Origin of the sequence: Actinacidiphila sp. bgisy160, assembly GCF_965342435.1 — a bacterium.
GTDB lineage: Bacteria > Actinomycetota > Actinomycetes > Streptomycetales > Streptomycetaceae > Actinacidiphila.
This window is the reverse complement of sequence record NZ_CBDRCM010000002.1, coordinates 350,189-367,941: the sequence shown is the minus strand read 5'-3', so window position 1 is coordinate 367,941 and position 17,753 is coordinate 350,189. Positions and strand designations below refer to the sequence as shown.

The 17,753-nt window shown below is 72.4% G+C and carries 19 protein-coding genes and 1 pseudogene; 12 read left to right on the top strand and 8 right to left on the bottom strand.

Annotated elements, in window-relative coordinates:
- The first annotated feature begins 228 nt into the window (after window positions 1-228).
- The 3 genes from ACRWNP_RS04470 to ACRWNP_RS04460 all read left to right on the top strand — a co-directional run bounded on the left by ACRWNP_RS04470 (window position 229) and on the right by ACRWNP_RS04460 (window position 2,225).
- Window positions 229-792 (top strand): hypothetical protein, encoded by a 564-nt coding sequence (locus ACRWNP_RS04470; protein WP_431959588.1) that lies wholly within the window; start codon window positions 229-231, stop codon window positions 790-792.
- 312 nt (window positions 793-1,104) lie between these two features.
- Window positions 1,105-1,293 carry a hypothetical protein gene (locus ACRWNP_RS04465; protein WP_431959587.1) on the top strand — a complete coding sequence of 63 codons (189 nt, stop codon included), beginning with the start codon at window positions 1,105-1,107 and terminating at the stop codon, window positions 1,291-1,293.
- Between the two features lie 560 nt (window positions 1,294-1,853).
- A complete protein-coding gene (locus tag ACRWNP_RS04460; RefSeq protein ID WP_431959586.1) occupies window positions 1,854-2,225 on the top strand; it encodes a hypothetical protein in 372 nt (123 codons plus the stop codon).
- Window positions 2,226-2,621: 396 nt separating this feature from the next.
- On the opposite strand, the gene ACRWNP_RS04455 is transcribed toward ACRWNP_RS04460, so the two are convergent.
- Both ACRWNP_RS04455 and ACRWNP_RS04450 read right to left on the bottom strand, forming a co-directional pair.
- Window positions 2,622-3,128, bottom strand: a complete 507-nt coding sequence (locus ACRWNP_RS04455; RefSeq protein ID WP_431959585.1) for a DinB family protein — start codon at window positions 3,126-3,128, stop codon at window positions 2,622-2,624.
- Entirely contained in the window at window positions 3,125-3,874 is a 750-nt protein-coding gene (locus ACRWNP_RS04450; RefSeq protein WP_431959584.1) for a DUF899 family protein, read from the bottom strand. The genes ACRWNP_RS04455 and ACRWNP_RS04450 overlap by 4 nt, the downstream gene beginning before the upstream one ends.
- Before the next feature lie 339 nt (window positions 3,875-4,213).
- Here ACRWNP_RS04450 and ACRWNP_RS04445 point away from each other — a divergent pair, with 339 nt between their 5' ends.
- Window positions 4,214-4,510 carry a GYD domain-containing protein gene (locus ACRWNP_RS04445; RefSeq protein ID WP_431959583.1) on the top strand — a complete coding sequence of 99 codons (297 nt, stop codon included), beginning with the start codon at window positions 4,214-4,216 and terminating at the stop codon, window positions 4,508-4,510.
- A gap of 385 nt (window positions 4,511-4,895) precedes the next feature.
- Complete coding sequence (locus ACRWNP_RS04440; RefSeq protein ID WP_431959581.1) at window positions 4,896-5,195, top strand: hypothetical protein; 300 nt, start codon at window positions 4,896-4,898, stop codon at window positions 5,193-5,195.
- A gap of 21 nt (window positions 5,196-5,216) precedes the next feature.
- On the opposite strand, the gene ACRWNP_RS04435 is transcribed toward ACRWNP_RS04440, so the two are convergent.
- The 3 genes from ACRWNP_RS04435 to ACRWNP_RS04425 all read right to left on the bottom strand — a co-directional run bounded on the left by ACRWNP_RS04435 (window position 5,217) and on the right by ACRWNP_RS04425 (window position 7,039).
- Entirely contained in the window at window positions 5,217-5,951 is a 735-nt protein-coding gene (locus ACRWNP_RS04435; RefSeq protein WP_431959580.1) for a hypothetical protein, read from the bottom strand.
- Entirely contained in the window at window positions 5,948-6,538 is a 591-nt protein-coding gene (locus ACRWNP_RS04430; RefSeq protein ID WP_431959579.1) for an RNA polymerase sigma factor, read from the bottom strand. The genes ACRWNP_RS04435 and ACRWNP_RS04430 overlap by 4 nt, the downstream gene beginning before the upstream one ends.
- A gap of 81 nt (window positions 6,539-6,619) precedes the next feature.
- Window positions 6,620-7,039 (bottom strand): hypothetical protein, encoded by a 420-nt coding sequence (locus tag ACRWNP_RS04425; RefSeq protein WP_431959578.1) that lies wholly within the window; start codon window positions 7,037-7,039, stop codon window positions 6,620-6,622.
- 216 nt (window positions 7,040-7,255) lie between these two features.
- Here ACRWNP_RS04425 and ACRWNP_RS04420 point away from each other — a divergent pair, with 216 nt between their 5' ends.
- Genes ACRWNP_RS04420 through ACRWNP_RS04410 form a run of 3 tightly spaced genes read left to right on the top strand, consistent with a single transcriptional unit; the run spans window position 7,256 to window position 10,417 of the window.
- Window positions 7,256-7,783: a hypothetical protein gene (locus ACRWNP_RS04420; RefSeq protein WP_431959577.1), complete on the top strand. Its 528-nt coding sequence runs from the start codon at window positions 7,256-7,258 to the stop codon at window positions 7,781-7,783.
- A 37-nt stretch (window positions 7,784-7,820) separates the two neighbouring features.
- The gene (locus ACRWNP_RS04415) at window positions 7,821-10,139 is read left to right on the top strand and encodes a bifunctional polysaccharide deacetylase/glycosyltransferase family 2 protein (protein ID WP_431959576.1); all 2,319 of its coding nucleotides are present in this window, start codon (window positions 7,821-7,823) and stop codon (window positions 10,137-10,139) included.
- A gap of 56 nt (window positions 10,140-10,195) precedes the next feature.
- Entirely contained in the window at window positions 10,196-10,417 is a 222-nt protein-coding gene (locus tag ACRWNP_RS04410) for a cold shock domain-containing protein (protein WP_431959575.1), read from the top strand.
- A 33-nt stretch (window positions 10,418-10,450) separates the two neighbouring features.
- On the opposite strand, the gene ACRWNP_RS04405 is transcribed toward ACRWNP_RS04410, so the two are convergent.
- Together ACRWNP_RS04405 and ACRWNP_RS04400 are read right to left on the bottom strand one after the other, a co-directional pair.
- Window positions 10,451-10,891 carry an Lrp/AsnC family transcriptional regulator gene (locus ACRWNP_RS04405; RefSeq protein ID WP_431959574.1) on the bottom strand — a complete coding sequence of 147 codons (441 nt, stop codon included), beginning with the start codon at window positions 10,889-10,891 and terminating at the stop codon, window positions 10,451-10,453.
- Between the two features lie 5 nt (window positions 10,892-10,896).
- Window positions 10,897-12,255 (bottom strand): transaminase, encoded by a 1,359-nt coding sequence (locus ACRWNP_RS04400; RefSeq protein WP_431959573.1) that lies wholly within the window; start codon window positions 12,253-12,255, stop codon window positions 10,897-10,899.
- Window positions 12,256-12,531: 276 nt separating this feature from the next.
- Here ACRWNP_RS04400 and ACRWNP_RS04395 point away from each other — a divergent pair, with 276 nt between their 5' ends.
- The 3 genes from ACRWNP_RS04395 to ACRWNP_RS04385 all read left to right on the top strand — a co-directional run bounded on the left by ACRWNP_RS04395 (window position 12,532) and on the right by ACRWNP_RS04385 (window position 15,990).
- Window positions 12,532-12,927 (top strand): nuclear transport factor 2 family protein, encoded by a 396-nt coding sequence (locus ACRWNP_RS04395; RefSeq protein WP_431959572.1) that lies wholly within the window; start codon window positions 12,532-12,534, stop codon window positions 12,925-12,927.
- A gap of 568 nt (window positions 12,928-13,495) precedes the next feature.
- Complete coding sequence (locus ACRWNP_RS04390; RefSeq protein WP_431959571.1) at window positions 13,496-13,705, top strand: heavy-metal-associated domain-containing protein; 210 nt, start codon at window positions 13,496-13,498, stop codon at window positions 13,703-13,705.
- Window positions 13,706-13,794: 89 nt separating this feature from the next.
- On the top strand, window positions 13,795-15,990 hold the full coding sequence (locus tag ACRWNP_RS04385; RefSeq protein ID WP_431959607.1) for a heavy metal translocating P-type ATPase: 2,196 nt from the start codon (window positions 13,795-13,797) through the stop codon (window positions 15,988-15,990).
- 33 nt (window positions 15,991-16,023) lie between these two features.
- On the opposite strand, the pseudogene ACRWNP_RS04380 reads toward ACRWNP_RS04385, so the two are convergent.
- Window positions 16,024-16,158, bottom strand: a pseudogene (locus tag ACRWNP_RS04380) (SsgA family sporulation/cell division regulator); the annotation flags it as partial.
- Between the two features lie 323 nt (window positions 16,159-16,481).
- Here ACRWNP_RS04380 and ACRWNP_RS04375 point away from each other — a divergent pair.
- A complete protein-coding gene (locus tag ACRWNP_RS04375) occupies window positions 16,482-17,711 on the top strand; it encodes a winged helix DNA-binding domain-containing protein (protein ID WP_431959570.1) in 1,230 nt (409 codons plus the stop codon).
- Window positions 17,712-17,753 lie beyond the last annotated feature (42 nt).

The window sequence follows — 17,753 nt, the reverse complement described above, 5'->3', positions numbered from 1 at the left end:
GTACCACTGCCCCGGCACCACCCCCGCACGGTAGCGTCCCTCCGGGCCCACCCAGCGGCTGGTATGAACGTCGCTGAACGATCCGGTCGGCGGCTTCTACGGTGTCCCGGTCGATCAGATCAGAGAGGCCGGCCCACGTACGTGGTACAGAAAGAGCGGTTGGCGGGCGTGAAGCCCGTCCATCAGCGCCAGGCTGTCGTCCTGGCCCTGTGGCGGTGGCGTGCGCCCGTGCTCGCGTTCGAGCTCGACGCAGAGTGGGGCATCGACCGGGCTGCGCTGGAATCGCTGTTCCAGCTGGCAGCGTCACCTGCTGGTGAACAGTCGGATCGTGCATACCGGCGAGCGATCGCCGAGTTGTCCACGGCCCCGCTCTTCACGTCCGAAGTCGACCCGGACACGGTCCGGCTCATTCAGTTGGAGACCATCAGCAACCTACTGGCCTTCGGCGAGTTGCTGGACAAGCCTGGCGTGGACGCAACAGAGGGAGTGGTCGAAGGCTCGGCCGGCCTGGCGGACCACCTCGACAACCTCGTCGAGGACTCGTTCTACCCGCACCCCTCGGAGGAAGCCCACCGCGAGTACCTCGTGAACCTGGCGGGACGGGCGGGCGAGGGGTATTTCGCGTCCCGCAGCTTCGCCGTCGAATCCGTCGGCCACGGCACTCTCCGGACTCTCCCCGATTCGGCAGGGCTGCTCGACTCGTGCACGGGTCGCGAGTTGCTCGCGCTGTGCGAGGAGTTCGGCGACGAAGTGGTCACAACGATGCGGTGGCTCCGCGCGACGGGCTACTAGCGATCGCGTCGTGCGCCGGATGTAGTTCGCATCGAGGGGGCCCAGCGCGGACCCCGTGCCACTCTCGCCAGAACGAGGGGCGGGGGGTCAGGGGGGCACGGTGCGCGGGCCAGTACGCCGCCCACTGCATCCGCGGCGGGGAACTCACAGGTCAGGCCAGTGATCACCATACGTCGCTCCTCATGCGGCGGTCGGCCACGAGTACACCGGTCAAGATGACGTCAGGCCCAGAGTGACCGCGATGCTGAGCGGCTCGACAGTGATCGTCCTCTGCGCGGCAAGGGTTCGCTCGACCCCGCGACCGGCGCGGACATGATCTGGTACGAGGCGGCTGCCGAACTCCGGTACCCGTCCGGGTTGGAGCCCATCGCCGCGCGCGCCGTCCAGCTCGACGACTGGAACGAGAACTGGTCGGCCCCCTGGGATGAGATCACCAGCGAGGTAGTCCACGCGGTTCACGAACTGCTCCGGAACCGGGCGGCGTCAGCCCCGGGACACTGAGCCCAGGCCGGCCCCCCGAGCCGCCCATGCCGCGGGGTCACCGGGGGCGTTGTCGGGGCCGCAATCGTGCGGCGCGTTTGGATTCGACATCGCCCCGGATTTCAAGTCGTCCAATTTCCTGGTCCCCACCGCTCAGGCCCCAATTGTTACACCCAGGGCCCGGCTCGCGGAATCCAAAATGACGTCGGCTTGTCAAATTTGGCCCGCTTGAATGAATTTACTTCATCCTGTCCCGCAACGCTTTTCCACGTCGAGAGCCCGTGCCGGATTCACTCCAAGGTGTGTCGACATGGAAGTCAACGATTCCCCCACAGCAGAACAGTGTGGGGCGTGAGCTGGTAAAACACCAGAGTTGCGGCCCGTCGGGTACCCTCGCGCATTTCGCGATGGTGCCCTGTTCGGCGGACCTTCATCGCGAAGCGTGAATGACTTCCGAGTGGCTATCGGCTAGCTTCGGCTCCGCATCAGGAAATTCCTGTCTCCAAGGGAGGAACGCAGTGAAAGGTCTTGCTCGAGCCGCGGCTACGGTGGCATTGGCGGTATCAGCGATGGGGATCCCCATGGCCGGTACGGCACTGGCCACTTCCGCGAACTGTTCGGGGTGCGGCTGGGACGACGGCTGTGGCAACCGGGGCTACGACCGCGGAGCGTACGGCTACGGAGGCTACGACCGCGGAGGCTACGGCCACGGGGGGTACGGCCGTGGCGGGTACGACCGCGGGGCGTACGGCCGCGGAGGCTACGGCCGCGGGGGATACGGCCACGGAGGGTACGGCGGCCGGGGCGGGGACTTCCGCTTCTTCGAGTTCACCAACAAGTCGCTGAAGTCCGCCCACGTGAACGCCCACAACGAATCACTGTCGGCCAACGTCGCCTCCCCGCTGGCAGTCGCACAGTCCGAGGCCGTCCAGGCCATCAACATCCGACAGTAACTCCCGAAGCCGACCGCCGCCCTGGACGGACTGCCGTGCCAGGGCCCGGTCGCCGTCGAGGGGATCACTTCGCAAGGCCTGACCGCCGCCGACCTGGCCGGCCGGTCGCGGTCAGGCCGGCCGAGGACTGCGGCACTCCGCCTGCGACGCCGCCACGACATCGTCCGGGCCGAACAGCGGCACATCATGGCCGCCTTCGACAGCTCGGGCGGGATGGAGCTGCCGGCGCAACAGAAAGCCGCGCGCCTGGGCTGGGACACGCCCCTCGCCTTCGCGGGTCGAGGGCGCGCAGGGCAGGCTGAAGCGGCTGGCGGAACAGGGCTGAAAGCGGATGGCTTCCAAAGGGTTGATCCACCTCGGACAGATCGGCCCCGACCCGGTTGCGCTGCCGTGGGTCTAGGTGTTCACCAGCCACCGTCGCCCGTCGATGAGTTCGCGAACCGCATCAAGGTGGCCGGCGTGGCACGCGGTCTCAGTGATCACATGGAGCAGGACGTCCCGAAGACTGTGCAGGCGCCACTCCTCACTCTCCGGGAAAGGCCACCAGACCAGGTCGGCATCTGCGGATGAGGCGGCGATGACGGCATCCGCCAGGGACGCCTCATACCGGTAGCCGTCAAGGACGTCGGCGGCCGGCACCGCCGAAGCCACTTGCCATGCGCTGTCTTGGCTGCCGACCAGGTCGATGACCTCCGGGTCCCCAGCCACAACGGCACGGAACCACAATCGCTCCACCGACAGCGTGAGGTGCTGCACCATCCCCAGGCAACTCCATCCAGAGGGCAGCACCGGTCGCCGCAGCGCCTCCTCACCGAGCCCCTCCACGGTCCCCAACACGTGGTCTCGCTGGACCTGCAAGCAACGCAGCAGCGCCGTGATCTCAGCGTCCGCCACCGCGGTCACTTCGCCACCTCCCGGATGCCGCACTCGTCGTGGAGGCCGTCGTCGTGCCCGGCGGCGATCCGTACCCATTGCGCGGTCGGCCGCCCGTCCTTGCGGAACTGCTGACCGCGGGTCTCGTACGGCTGCGGCCAGCCCGGCGGACAGTCCTCCCAGGTCTCCTGCCGCCCGTAGACGGTCATGTCCAGGATGCCGTACGACGCCGCCATGGGTTCGACACCGCGGCCGGTGGTCCAGTACGTCTCGTGGACACGGTCCCCGTCGCGGAGGTAGCACGCCTTCATCCCGAAGTGCCGACCGGCGACGAGCCGTTCGTGGGAGTCGGCGGGTACGGAGTACCAGGGCAGCTCCCAGCCCATGAAGCGGCGGTAGCGGTCCGACTCTTCGTAGGGCCCCTGACAGAAGACAGCGAAAGTGACGTCACGCTGATGCAGATAGGACAGTTCACGGACCTGGCCGGTGAAGAAGGTGCAGCCCTCGCACTGCTCGGCGGCGGGGTGGCCGTCATGCCACATGTGATACGACACGAACAGTTGGGTACGGTCCTCGAAGACGTCGATCAGGGGGACGGACCCGTTGCTTCCGACGAGCGGGGTCGAGGGGTCCACCTCGGTCATGGGCAGGCGGCGCCGGGCGGCGGCGATTGCGTCGCCCTCCCGGGTGTGCGCCTTCTCCCGGGCGCGCAGGGTTTCGATTGCGGCCAGCCACTCCAGACGGGAGACGACAGGCGGCGTGTTCGTTGTAGTCATGTCCGTACTGACCCGGCAGCCCGCAAGAACTCATCGGTCGACTGATCAAGACTCCGAACGGAATGCGACGCCTTCTCAGACGTTGCATACAGGTTCTCCCCCAGCCGGCACGGCGGGCGTGGCGCCCTGCCCCGACCCGGCGACCACGACAACAGCGGTTGGGACGGCAGCCGGTCCGGCCGTCGTCGTCGCAACACCCGTTTCGCCGTGCGTCTTTCGCGGCTTCCCGGACTGGCTCCCCCGGCCCGGACCGCACGCACGCCGGGCCGCGGGTGCGACCCGTCAGGGGGGCGCATACGCTGTGAGTGGACGCTCCTCTCTTTGTCGAGGTGAGAGATCGTGCCGCTCTACATCACCCTGCTGAGCTGGACCGACCAGGGAATCCGCGCCTACGCCGACACGGCGGAACGGGCCGACGCCTTCGGTGCCGCGCTGCGGGACGTCGGGGGAAGGCTCGCGGACATCTACTGGACCGTGGGGCCCTACGACCTCGTGGCGATCGTCGAGGCGCCCGACGACGAGACCGCCGCCGCGGCGCTGCTGCGGCTCGGCGCGATCGGCAACATCCGCAGCACGACCATGCGGGCCTTCGGGCGGGACGAGGTCGAGGGCGTCATCGCCAAGGCCTCCGCCTGAGGGACGCGATGTCCCGCGTGACCGCGGTCAACCGCCCTCGGCGGCCCGCTGGAAGAAGGAACCGCGTCTCAGCCGCTCGTACGAGGGCTCGGCTCGTGCTATCCCACGCGTCCCCCCCTCGACGGCCATGGACGGGAACCGCTCCTTGAGGGGCCGCCCACCGGTGGCACGGACGGGGCAATTCACCGCGTTCCGCTCCACTGTGCCGACCGCCGGTTTTCCGGCGACCTGGGGGTATTGACCTGCGTTGCGGATCATCACAAGATGACGCGTACGGCACTTCGCCGAGATCGCCGGCGGGGCCGTGCCCGACCGCTTCGCCCGCCGGCACGGGCAGGCCGGTGTGCGGTCCGGCGCGTCCGGAATCCTGGAAGGTCATGCGTTCATGCAGAGCTACGCCTCGGCGCAATTGGCATCACCTGGTACCTACTTCCAGACGGCCGCGTTCTGCTGCCTCGTGGCGGTCGTGCTCATACGGGCAGGCCGCGTGTGGCGCCGCGCGGCCCGGGGTCTGCTCTCCCCCGACGAGCCGGTGCGGGTGGAATCCGCCCCGGCGCCCGGTCCGGCGTCCTCGCCGGACCGGGGCAACCGGACCGTGGGGCGGGTCTACCTCTGCTTCGGCTGGTTCCTGGTGCTGGGGACCGTCGTCAACCTGGTCAACGGCTTCCGCTCGGTGTGGGGCTGAGGGCCCGCCGGTCCCGGACGGTCAGCGGCGGCGGCCGGGCTCCGTCGGCGACGCAGGAGCCTGGGGCTTCGTAGTGGCGCCGGAGCCCAGAACCCGGTCGCAGTAGGGACCCATGGCCTCCTTTCCACCGGCCACCCTCTCCAGGGTTGCCCGTGCCGCGGCCTCCATGGCCTCGCCGCGCCCCGTGGCCTTGACGTACGCCTCGCAGAGCCCCTTGGGTTCGGCATCCGTGAGCCCGGGGGGCGTGGTCCGCGAACCGGGCGTGGCCGAAGGCGCGCCGGAGGATTTCCCCGCCGTGGGTCCGACGGGGGGTGTGGACATCGGTGCGGTGGGCGTGGCGGCGACGGGGGTGGAGGACGCGGAGGCGACCGGCGCGGCGGACCCGGCCGAGCCGGAGGGCACCGGACGGGGCCCGGTCCTGGCCGAGTGGAACGGGTTCGGAAGCGTGCCGGACTGCGCGGCGAACGCCACTCCACCGAGGGCGAAGACCGCGGCCAGTCCACCGGCCGCCACCCGGGCACGCCGGCCGAGAGCGGACGGTCGCCGCCGCGTGGACCCGGCGTCCCGCGCCTGCCGGTACGCCGTCAGCACCACCCGCTCCTGTGCCGGATCCGCGGGCAACGGCGCCGACGCGGCCGCCAGGAGATCCGCCAGAAGCGTCGCACGGCTGTCGGCGTCCTCCACGCCGACGCCGTCGAGCAGCCGCTCCACCAGCGCGGCGTCCATCCAGTCGTCGTGTTCTCTGCTGTCCTTCATCCTTCACTTCCCCTGGCGCCGTCGAGGCGCTCGGCCAGGCGTCTGAGACCCCGGTGGGCGGCGGTCCGCACCGCACCCGGCCGCTTGCCCAGGACCTTTGCCGCGGTGGGCGCGTTGAGCCCGACGACCACCCGCAGGAGGACCGCCTCGGCCTGGTCCTGCGGCAGCCCAGCGATCAGATCGAGCGCCCGCCGCGTCGACAGGTTCTCCAGCGCCGCCCCGCCGGCGTCCTCGAGCGTCACCGGTTCGGCGACGCGGTCCTCGAGGGGTGTGGTGCGGGGCCGCGCCTTGATCCTCCTGATGTGGTCCATGGCCCGGTGCCGGGCGATCGTCGCGGCCCAGCCCCGGAAGGCCTGGCCGTCGCCGCGGAAGCCGGCGACGTCGCGGACGATGTCGTGCCAGGTCTCGGAGGCCACGTCCTCGGCGTCGTCGCCGACCAGTCCGTGCAGGTAGCCCAGGAGCATCGGATGGACCTCCCGGTAGACGGCAGCGAACGCGCTCTCGTCGCCGCCGCGGGCCCGCCGGACCGCATCACCGAGTTCGCCCTCGCCCAGCCGGTCGCGCCGACGAACCTCCGCCTTGCCCACTGCGTCCTCTTCGTGCTCGTCGCCCCGTGCGTGCCGCGCTGTCGCACCGCGGGGACCCGGCCTCCCGCGGCGTGGCGGAAGTCACACCTGGCCCCGGCCCATCACGGAGAGGCAGAAAAGACGCAGGCTGTCCGCCGCGCCGTTCTCGTACCGCTTCATCGCCCGTCCGAGCGGGTTCCAGACACGCCCGTCCGGCGTGCGGATTCCGAACGGCTGCCCGAATGTATCGCGCTTCTCCTCGTCGAACTCCACCCAGTCCGCTCCGGCCGCGCGGACGAGCACCTCGCCCGTGTAGGCACCGAACCCCCGAAGTGTCGGAGCCACCGCCTGGAGGGGAGGCCCTTCACGCCGGATCGCCTCGATCACCCGGTCGACCATGGTGAGACTCTCCGGCGAGTAGTCGAGTCTGATCCTGGCCCCTTCCCGGGCCATGGTGACCACGTCCGCGGCGAGGCGGGGCCCGAGCACGGCCGCCCGTGGGTTGCTCACGTCCTGCTTCATCCTGCCCCTTCGCTCCTCGGGCCCGTGTGCGGTTCTGCACGCGGCTATCCACGGGGGCGCAACCGGTCCCGAAACCGTTACACCCCCCCGGGAGGCGAGAGCAGCGGAAGAAAAGCGGCGAAGGCAGCGTGACGGCAGAAACCACACCATGCCGCTTTTGAGCGGAATATGGTCACGGTCGCCAGTCGAACGGGATCGCTTGTAGGGTTCGCGGCCGTGTACCAGACCCCCGGCCCCGACACTGCCCGGCCGCAGCCGGAACACCCCGCGGCGCGCCGTCGCCACGCCGTCACGGCGCCCGTCTTCGTCGACGCCTCCGGACGTCGCCAGCGGCGGGTCCGGCGGCTCGGGCTGCTGCTCGCCGTACCCGCGGTCGCGTACGTCGCCCTCCTGCTGAGCGCGCTCCTGGGTGGCCCCGGCGCCTCCTCGCCGTACCTTCCGTTGCCCGAGTCGGCCGAGCGCCCCTCCGGAGGTCCGGCGTCATCGGCACCGCAGCGTGAGGCAGGCGCCCCGCGCCGGCCGTCGACGGCACCGCCCGCGGTTCCGGAGGGGCTGCCCGGCGAGGCGTCCCGGACGCCCGCAGCCGTGGCCGAGCCGGGGGCCGCGACCACGACCGGACCGAGCCCGGCGGCGAGCACCGCGCCGGGCGCCTCGAAAACGACCCCGGCACCCGCCGAGGTCCGGGGCAGGAGTACGGCTTCCCACCCCGCCCCCGCCCGCAGCACCAGTCGCAGCCGCGGCTAGGGCAGGCCGTGTTCCACCGCCGAGGAGAGCGATCACGATGAGGCGTGCCCGGACCCGCCACCCCCGAAGAAACGGCCACCGCGGCATCGTGCGCAACGTGCCGCTGCGTACGCACTGGCTCCTGCTGACGATGCTGGTCCTGACGTTGAGCGCGGCACTGGTCATCCAGGGCTACACGCACCACATGTCCGGGATCGGCGACGACGCCGCCAGGCCGCTCGGCGCCTCCGACCGCGTGCCGGCGGGCGTGACCCGTGGCGGTCCGGTCGTCGACGGCTCCTCGGACGCCGTCCGCACCGCCGGTCCCAAGGCCCGCACCGTCGCGCTCACCTTCGACGACGGTCCGGATCCCCAGTGGACGCCGAAGATCCTGGACGTTCTGCGCCGACACCACGTGCACGCCACGTTCTTCGTGGTGGGCACCCAGGTCGCCGCCCATCCGGAGCTCGTGCGGCGCATCATCGCCGAAGGGCACGAGATCGGTGTCCACACCTTCACCCACACGGACCTGGGGACGCTCCCGCGGTGGCAGCGCTCGCTGGAGCTGCGCGAGACCCAGTTGGCGCTGGCGGGCGCCACCGGGCGGACCAGCTCGCTGCTGCGCCCCCCGTACTCGTCCGGGAACGCGGCGGTGACGAACCAGGACTGGTCCGCGATCCGGGCGGCCGCCGGGGACGGCTACCTGACGGTCCTCAGCACGCTCGACAGCGGTGACTGGCAGCGGCCGGGTGTGGACCGGATCATCGCCGACTCGGTCCCGCGCGGCACGGCCGGGCAGATCCTGCTGATGCACGACGGCGGCGGCGACCGCTCGCAGACGCTGGAGGCCCTGGACCCGCTGCTCTCGACGCTCGCCGACCGCGGCTTCTCGGTGACCACGGTGAGCGGGGCGGTACGGCTGCCGCAGTCCACCCGGCCCGCCGCGACCGGTGACCACTGGCTGGGCCTGGGGCTCATCGGCGCACTCTCCGGGAGCGAGTGGGCCCTGCGGGTCCTCGGCTGGCTGCTGTACGCGGCGGGCGCGCTGGCCCTGCTGCGCGCCGCCGCCGTCATGGTCGCGGCCCGCCGGCACGTCCGCAGGCGCGCCGTGCCGTGGGGGCCGCCGGTGACCGCCCCGGTCTCCGTCATCGTCCCCGCGTACAACGAGAGCGCCGGCATCGAGGCGGCGGTCCGTTCCCTGCTCGCCTCCGACCATCCCGTCGAGATCGTCGTCGTCGACGACGGATCCACCGACGGCACGGCCGACCTCGTGGAGTCGCTGCGGCTGCCCTTCGTACGCGTCATCCGGCAGGCCAACGCGGGCAAGCCCGCGGCGCTCAACACCGGGATCGCCGCGGCCTCGTACGACCTGCTCGTGATGGTCGACGGCGACACGGTCTTCGAACCCGACGCGGTGCGCGCACTCGTGCAGCCCTTCGCCGATCCGGGTGTCGGCGCGGTGTCCGGCAACGCCAAGGTCATCAACCGCCGTGGCCTGCTGGGCCGGTGGCAGCACATCGAGTACGTGGTGGGGTTCAACCTCGACCGACGTCTGTTCGACCTCGCGGAGTGCATGCCCACCGTGCCCGGGGCCGTCGGCGCGTTCCGTCGCGACGCCCTGGTGAGGGCAGGCGGCGTGAGCGACGACACGCTCGCCGAGGACACCGATCTGACGATGGCGCTCTGCCGCGCCGGATGGCGGGTGGTGTACCAGGAGGACGCGATCGCCTGGACCGAGGCCCCCGCCTCGCTGGGGGCGTTGTGGCGTCAGCGCTACCGCTGGTGCTACGGCACGCTGCAGGCGATGTGGAAGCACCGCGGGGCACTGCTGCAGTCCGGCGCGGCCGGCAAGCTCGGCCGCCGCGGCCTGCTGTACCTGCTGCTCTTCCAGGTGTTGCTGCCCCTGCTGGCCCCCGTGGTCGACGTCTTCGCCGTCTACGGGCTGGTCTTCCTCGACCCCGTGCGCATCGTCGGGTTGTGGCTGGGATTCCTGGCGCTGCAGGCCGTGATGGGGCTGTACGCCTTCCGGCTCGACGGCGAGCGGGCCGGCCCCCTGTGGAGCCTGCCTCTGCAGCAGTTCGTCTACCGGCAGCTGATGTACCTCGTGGTGATCCAGTCGGTGGCCACCGCCCTCGCCGGGTCGCGGTTGCGCTGGCAGCGGATGGAGCGCTACGGCAGTCTGTCGGTCCCGGCGCCGGGTCCCGGCACGGCAGCCCCGGCCGGGACGGCGGAATCACCGACGTTGCTGGCCGACGCCTGGGTCGAGGAGGCCCAGACCTCCTCTGCCGCCGATGTCCCCCATCTGCACGGGGGCGCCCTGCCGGGGGCGTACCCCCCGGCGGACGCCGCACCGTGGGACGGCCGGCGGGGCTGGTGACATCCGTCGACCGTCGTGGACGCGCCGCGCGGCGGGGACGCGCTTAGGCTGCGGGCATGGCGAACGCGACCGTACGCGAGTGGTACGAGGAAGAGGGCTGGGGCGTGCTGGACTGCCCGGAGACGCCCGGGGGGTGCTTCGCCCACTACAGCGACATCGAGATGAACGGCTTCCGCACGCTGTCCGCCGGCCAGTCGGTGGCCCTGGAGTGGGAGGCGCCGGGCTTCGCGCAGGACGGGTACGAGTACCGCGCCCTGCGCGTCGTGCCGAAGGGCTGACCGCGCCGCCCGCGGCTCAGCCCGCGTCCAGGCTCAGCCCACGTCCCACAGGAAGCGGTGGGTGTGGATGCCGAAGTAGGGGAAGGTGTCCACGCCCGCGACGCCCTCGGTGGTCCTGACCACGTCGTTGACGAAGTCCAACAGGTCGGACGGGCCCGGGCAGACGACCTCGGCGAAGAGGGCGTAGGGCCCGGCGGTGAGGACCGCGTAGACGACCTCGTCGCGGGCGGCGAGCGTGTCCGCGACCGCGCGCGGGTCGCCGTCCACCCGGACGCCGAGCAGCGCCATCGCCTGCCCGCCCATGGCCATGGGGTCGGTGACGCCCACGACCTGCACGACCTTGCCGTCGATCAGCCGTTGCAGGCGCTGGCGGGCGGCGGACGGGGAGAGCCCGACCTTCGGGCCGAGGTCCGCGTACGGGATGCGGCCGTCGGTCTGGAGCTCGCGGAGGATGGCGCGGTCGATGTCGTCCACGGGTCTCAGCCTGCCAGCTCGGCCAGGGCCCCGGCGAAGAGGGCGGTGTGGGTGTCGACGTCGGCCTCGGTGGTGGCCGGGCACATCAGGGCCATGTTGTGGAACGGCGTCATGAGGATGCCGCGGTTGGCCAGCCACAGGTGCAGGAAGTCCTCCAGTTCGGGGTCGGAGACGGCCGCCGACTCGGTGCCGTCGCGCGGTGCGGGCGCGGCGAAGCGGTACTCCGTGCGGGCGCCGAGACGGCTGACGGACCAGGGCAGGCCGTGCGCGGCGACGGCCTCGGCCACGCCGCGCTCGAAGCGGGCGGCGAGCTCGGACATGGCGGCGAACGCGTCGTCGGTGAGGACGTGTTCGAGAGTGGCGCGCATGGCGGCGACGGACAGAGCGTTGCCTGCGAGGGTGCCGCCGACGCCGCCCATGTCGACCAGGTCGAGGTCGCCACGGGACAGGAGGCGGTCGGCGAGGTCGGCGGACAGGCCGTAGGCGCCGGCCGGTACGCCGCCGGCGATGGCCTTGCCGATGGTGAGGATGTCGGGCTCCAGGGACCAGGCGGCGGTGGCGCCGCCCGGCCCGGCGGAGAAGGTGTGGGTCTCGTCGTTGATCAGCAGTACGCCGTGCCGGCGGGTGATCTCGCGGACGCCCTCCAGGTAGCCGGGCTCCGGCAGCACGATCCCGATGTTGGTGAGGGCGGGCTCCATCAGGACGGCGGCCACGTCTTTGTGGGCGAGTTCCCGCTCCAGTCCCTCCAGGTCGTTGAACTCCGCGACGCGGCTGGTCAGCGTGACGTCGCAGGGCGCTCCGACGTTGCCGGGGCGGCTCACCCCGCCGCGGCCGCCGGGGCCGGTGACGATGAGGGACTCGTCGACACTGCCGTGGTAGCAGTAGCTGTTGAAGAGGATCTTCCGCCGTCCGGTGACGGCGCGGGCGAGGCGGATCGCCCACCGGTTGGCGTCGGTCGCGGTGAGCGAGTAAGACCAGCGGGGCATCCCGAAGCGGCGGGCCAGTTCGGCGCCGACCCACTCGGCGTCCTCGGTGGGGAGCATCGCGGTGGCCCCGCCCAGCTCGCGGTAGCGGCGCTCGATCGCCCCGGCGACCGGCTCCGGGGAGTGCCCGGCCATGGCGCCGGTGTCGCCGAGGCAGAAGTCGATGTACTCGTGGCCGTCGATGTCGGTCACGCGGGCGCCGCGGGCACCGGCCAGGTAGCGGGGGAAGGCTCCCGCGTTCTTGTTCATCCAGGTCATGGGCACCCGGCCGAAGAGGTGGCCGGCCGCCTCGTACGCGGCGCGTGACTTCGGATTGCGGGCGGCCGCCTCGGCGGTCTCCCGCGCGAGCAGTTCCTTCAGGCGGGTGCGGTCGACGGACATGGGGGGCCTCCTCGGCAACGGGCGGCTCCGACCATACGCGTGATTCCGTTGCTGAGCCATCCTCTGACACGTGATTCGATCGTAAGAGCTATCGAATCCACATCCGGTGATCGGGGTGAGGAGGTGAGGAGGTGAGGACCCGGCCCGGAGCCGTTGCCCTCCGGGGTGTGACAGGTGGCGTGCGTCCCGTCCGCAGCGGGTGCGCCCGCCGGGGAGCGGTGCCAGGGTGGCTTGTGTCGGCCTGTGGACGGACGGCGGGGAAAGGTGGCGATGGCCATGGCGGGACACCCGCACACCATGCTGGTCCACAAGGTGTACGCGGCGTTCACCCGAGGCGACATGGACACGCTGGCCGGCCTGCTGGCCGGGGACGCGGCCCACCACACCCCCGGCGACCATCCGCTGGCCGGGCACTACAAGGGCCGGGACGAGATCATCGGCTACTACCGCAGGCTGGCCGAGGAGACCGACGGCAGCATGCGGGTCCAGTTGCGGCAGGTGCTCATCGACGGCCGCGGCCACGCGATGTCCCTCCACCACTTCACGGCCCAGCGCGGGGGCGCGTACCTGGACCAGCCGGGCGGGATCGTGTTCCGGATCGTCGGCGACCGGATCACGGATCTGGACGAGTGCGTCGGCGATCTCGAGGCCATCAACCGGTTCTGGTCCTGAGAAAGGGCCCGGACCCCGGACGCCGAGGCGGAAGTGCGGCCCGCACCCGCGGACGAGGTGGCGCCACGCCCGGCCACGAGGATTCGCGGCACGGCGCCGGGAACCACCGCCCGCCGGCCGGCGAGGACACCCCGGGCGACGCCGGGCAGCTCCCGGATGCCCCGGAGCGGCAGCGGGTAGTCGAGGACGCCGAGCCGTACCCCGGCACGGAATGAGGGCCTGGGGCACCAGGCACCCCGGCCGGCCGGGGTCGTCGCGCCCGGCACGCACGAAGGTCGTCAGCCGCCGGGTAGCGCGACGCGCGCGAGCGGGCCGAGGCGCGCGGCGCGGCGCGCTCCCCGCGCCGGTCCCCGCAGGGCGGGCCAAGACGCGGCCGTGCGCACCCAGTTGCGTGGACGTCCTCGTGGCGCGGTCTCACGGGCGCGCGGACCCCCGCGCCACACCGCTCCCCGTCCTCCCACCCTCCCCTTCCCTCATACCCCTAGGGGGTATAGTTTGATGGTGGGTGGACGGCACGGTGCCCCGACGCCGTACACCGGAACACGCACAGAAGGCACGAGGAGAACACATGTCTGTCAGCTACAGCGTCTCCGGGATGAGCTGCGGTCACTGCGAGTCCGCGGTCAGCAAGGAGATCTCGAACCTCCCCGGTGTGACCGGCATCACGGTGGACGCCGAGACCGGCCTGCTCACGATCGACTCCGACGCGCCCCTGGACGAGGCGGCCGTCCGCGCCGCCGTCGACGAGGCGGGCTACGAATTGGTCGGCCGGGCATGACCCTCCCGGATCAGCAGCAGGTCACCCCGCGGATCGCAGCGCAGGCCGCCCCCGCGGGCGTCACCGAGCTCGAACTCGCGATCGGCGGGATGACCTGCGCCTCGTGCGCGGCGCGGATCGAGAAGAAGCTCAACCGCATGGACGGCGTCACCGCCACCGTCAACTACGCCACCGAGAAGGCCAAGGTGGCGTTCGGGGGCGGGATCGGCGTCGGCGACCTGATCGCCACGGTCGAGGCCACCGGTTACACCGCCGCGCTCCCCGCCCCGCCGGTCACCGACGCGCCGCAGGATGAGCCGGAGTCCGAACCCGCCGAGCTCACGGCGCTGCGGCAGCGGCTGCTGACCGCCGTCGTGCTCGCCGTTCCCGTCATCGCGATGGCCATGGTCCCGGCCCTGCAGTTCCGCGACTGGCAGTGGCTGTCGCTGACCCTGGCCGCGCCGGTCGTGGCGTACGCGGCCTGGCCCTTCCACCGCGCTGCGTGGACCAACCTGCGGCACGGCGCCACCACCATGGACACGCTGATCTCCATGGGCACGCTGGCCGCCTTCGGCTGGTCCGTGTGGGCGCTCTTCCTGGGCGACGCGGGTGCGCCCGGCCTGAAGCACCCCTTCGAGTTGACCGTCGCCCCCGGCCACGGCTCCGCCGACCTGTACCTGGAGGTCGCCTCCGGTGTCACCGCCTTCATCCTGGCCGGGCGCTACTTCGAGGCCCGTTCCAAGCGCCGGGCGGGCGCCGCGCTGCGCGCCCTGATGGAGCTGGGCGCCAGGGACGTCGGTGTGCTGCGCGGCGGGCGCGAGGTGCGCGTCCCCACGGCCGAGCTGGCCGTCGGCGACCTGTTCGTGGTGCGGCCGGGCGAGAAGGTGGCCACGGACGGCGTCGTACGGGAGGGCACCTCCGCGGTCGACGCCTCGATGCTCACCGGCGAGTCCGTACCGGTCGAGGTGGGGCCGGGCGAGGCCGTCACCGGAGCCACGGTGAACGCCGGCGGCCGGCTGGTCGTGGAGGCCACCCGGGTCGGCGCCGACACCCAGCTGGCCCGCATGGCCCGCCTGGTGGAGGACGCCCAGAACGGCAAGGCGGCGGCTCAGCGCCTCGCCGACCGGATCTCCGCGGTGTTCGTGCCCGTCGTGATCGGGCTCGCCCTGGCGACCCTCGGCTTCTGGCTCGGCAACGGCTCGGGCCCGACCGCCGCCTTCACCGCGGCCGTCGCCGTGCTGATCATCGCCTGCCCGTGCGCGCTCGGCCTGGCCACCCCCACGGCGCTGATGGTCGGCACCGGACGGGGCGCGCAACTCGGCATCCTCATCAAGGGGCCCGAGGTCCTGGAGACCACCCGCCGGGTCGACACGATCGTGCTGGACAAGACCGGGACGGTCACCACCGGCGCCATGACGCTGAGCGCCGTGCACCCGGCCGAGGGGGAGCGGGAGGACGAGGTGCTGCGCCTGGCCGGCGCCCTGGAGCACGCCTCCGAGCACCCCATCGCCCGCGCGATCGCCCGGGCGGCGGAGGAACGCACCGGCGCCCTGCCCGGCGTCACGGGTTTCCGCGCGCTGCCCGGACTCGGCGTCCGGGGCACCGTCGACGGCCACCAGGTCACCGTCGGGCGCCAGGAGCTGCCCGAACCGCTGCCGGCCGGGCTGGCCCGCGCCAAGGCGGAGGCCGAGGCCCGCGGCAGCACCGTCGTCACGGCCGCCTGGGACGGCCGGGCGCGCGCCGTGCTCGTCGTCGCCGACGCCGTGAAGCCGACCAGTGCCGAAGCCGTCCGCATGCTGCGCGGCCTGGGCCTCACCCCGGTCCTGCTCACCGGGGACCACGAGGCGGTGGCCCGGGCCGTCGCCGCCGAGGTCGGCATCGACGCCGCCGATGTGATCGCGGACGTCATGCCGGAGGACAAGGTCGCCGTCGTGGCCCGGCTCCAGCGGGAGGGCAAGTCCGTCGCCATGGTCGGCGACGGGATCAACGACGCCGCCGCACTGGCCCGCGCCGACCTCGGGCTCGCCATGGGCACCGGCACGGACGCCGCCATCGAGGCGAGCGACCTGACGCTGGTCCGGGGCGACCTGCGGGTCGCCGCCGACGCCATCCGGCTGTCCCGGCGCACCCTCGGCACGATCAAGGGCAACCTCTTCTGGGCCTTCGGCTACAACGTGGCGGCCCTGCCGCTCGCCGCCGCCGGGCTGCTCAACCCGATGATCGCGGGCGCCGCGATGGCCTTCTCCTCGGTCTTCGTGGTCGGCAACTCCCTGCGGTTGCGCGGTTTCCGGCCGCTCGCTCGCTGACCCCCACGGCCGCCCCCCGGGCCGTGGGGGCGATCACTCGCCGTCCAGAAGGGCGGCGACGACAGCGTCCATGTCCAGGTGGCGCAGTTCCTGCCCGGGCGGCCCGGCCTCGTACGCCCGGGCCAGGAAGCGCCGCAGAGCGGAGCTGCGCATCTCGACGAGGGCGGTGCCCTCGGCGGTGCGGAACTCGAACGCGGTGTGCTCCGGCCCGCCTTTGCGATCCGGGCGGCGAGCGGGTCGTCTCGGCGGTGGCGCAGGGTCGCGGTGATCTCCCGGACCCGGGGCCCCGGCGCGGGGCGCGCGGACGGGCCCTGACGATGTGGTCGATGTCGGTCAGCATGGTCGGCAGGCGGGCGGTGCGCTCCGGATGCCTTCCGGTCCACCGGGAGAGTGCGAACGGCCCCCGTCCTCACGCGACTTCCGGCTCCGATGGCGTGATGTACGTCATAGGCGGCCGCGGTCGCTGTCAGTGGGCCGTGCCACGATGAACCATGGACGCGCGACGAACGGTGGGAGCGGAGGAGCGGCGCCGCCGCATGGCGGTGCGGCACCGGCTGACGGCACAGCGGCGGGCGGCGGCCCCCGAGGAGGTCGCCGAGTCGCTGGTGGCGCTGCACGGCACGGATCCGGCGACGGTCTACCTGTCCGCCGCGGCCAGGATGCGCGAGCCCGGCGCCGCGGCCCTGGACCGGGCGCTGTACGAGGACCGGAGCCTGACCCGGCTGCTCGCGATGCGCCGGACGATGTTCGTGGTCACCACCGCCTCGGCACCGGTGGCGCTCTCCGCGGCGGCCCAGGCGATCGCCGCGCAGGAGCGCCGGAAACTGCTCACGCATCTGGCCGACGGCGGCGGCTGGGACGAGCGGTGGCTGGCGGAGCTGGAGGAGTCCGTGCTCGCCGCCCTGACCGTACGCGGCGAGGCGACCGCGGCGCAGCTCGCCTCCGACGTTCCTCGGCTGCGCGAGCGGGTCGTGGTGGCACGCGGCAAGCCGTACGAGGCGGCCCAGGCGGTGTCCTCACGCGTGCTGCGGGTGCTGGCGGCGGAGGGCCGTATCGTCCGCAGACGGCCGGTGGGCGGCTGGACGAGCAGTCAGTACCGCTGGGCCCCGGGCGCGGTGACGCGGGCACTCCCGGTCGCGCAGGCCCGTACCGAGCTGGTCCGCCGCTGGCTGGCCGCGTACGGGCCGGGCACGGAGGCCGACCTGAAGTGGTGGACGGGCTGGACGCTGACCGAGGTCCGCAAGGCCCTGGCGGCGCTCGGCACAGAACAGGTCCTGCTCGACGGGGAGACCGGCCATGTGCTGCCGGACGACGACGGGCCGGTCCCGGAGACGCCGCCGTGGGCGGCGTTGCTGCCCGCGCTGGACCCGACGCCGATGGGCTGGCAGCGGCGCGACTGGTACCTGCCGCGGGACGAACGGGAGCGGGCGGCGCTCTTCGACCGGTCGGGCAACATCGGCCCCACCGTGTGGTGGAACGGGCGGGTGATCGGCGGCTGGGCGCAGCGCGCCGACGGCGAGGTCGTCCACCGGCTCTTCGCCGACCCGGGCCGCGAGGCCGTCGCCGCGATCGAGGCCGAGTCCGCCCGGCTGCGGGGGTGGCTGGACGGCGTCCGTGTCACGCCCCGGTTCCGCACCCCGCTGGAAAGCGAGTTGGCGGAGTCGGGGACGACAACGGGGGCCGCATCCGCTACGCCGGGCTCCGCGGCCTCGCCGGCCTGAAAGACCGTCACCACGGGTATGCCGCTCCTGACGCCTGGTGAC

Bases quoted from the DNA above. Each gene is read 5' to 3' on its own strand.
- ACRWNP_RS04465 (WP_431959587.1), top strand. From the start codon at position 1,105: ATGATCTGGTACGAGGCGGCTGCCGAACTCCGGTACCCGTCCGGGTTG.
- ACRWNP_RS04460 (WP_431959586.1), top strand. From the start codon at position 1,854: ATGGCCGGTACGGCACTGGCCACTTCCGCGAACTGTTCGGGGTGCGGC.
- ACRWNP_RS04450 (WP_431959584.1), bottom strand. From the start codon at position 3,874: ATGACTACAACGAACACGCCGCCTGTCGTCTCCCGTCTGGAGTGGCTG.
- ACRWNP_RS04440 (WP_431959581.1), top strand. From the start codon at position 4,896: ATGCAGAGCTACGCCTCGGCGCAATTGGCATCACCTGGTACCTACTTC.
- ACRWNP_RS04435 (WP_431959580.1), bottom strand. From the start codon at position 5,951: ATGAAGGACAGCAGAGAACACGACGACTGGATGGACGCCGCGCTGGTG.
- ACRWNP_RS04425 (WP_431959578.1), bottom strand. From the start codon at position 7,039: ATGAAGCAGGACGTGAGCAACCCACGGGCGGCCGTGCTCGGGCCCCGC.
- ACRWNP_RS04415 (WP_431959576.1), top strand. From the start codon at position 7,821: ATGAGGCGTGCCCGGACCCGCCACCCCCGAAGAAACGGCCACCGCGGC.
- ACRWNP_RS04410 (WP_431959575.1), top strand. From the start codon at position 10,196: ATGGCGAACGCGACCGTACGCGAGTGGTACGAGGAAGAGGGCTGGGGC.
- ACRWNP_RS04400 (WP_431959573.1), bottom strand. From the start codon at position 12,255: ATGTCCGTCGACCGCACCCGCCTGAAGGAACTGCTCGCGCGGGAGACC.
- ACRWNP_RS04395 (WP_431959572.1), top strand. From the start codon at position 12,532: ATGGCGGGACACCCGCACACCATGCTGGTCCACAAGGTGTACGCGGCG.
- ACRWNP_RS04390 (WP_431959571.1), top strand. From the start codon at position 13,496: ATGTCTGTCAGCTACAGCGTCTCCGGGATGAGCTGCGGTCACTGCGAG.
- ACRWNP_RS04385 (WP_431959607.1), top strand. From the start codon at position 13,795: ATGACCTGCGCCTCGTGCGCGGCGCGGATCGAGAAGAAGCTCAACCGC.
- ACRWNP_RS04375 (WP_431959570.1), top strand. From the start codon at position 16,482: ATGGACGCGCGACGAACGGTGGGAGCGGAGGAGCGGCGCCGCCGCATG.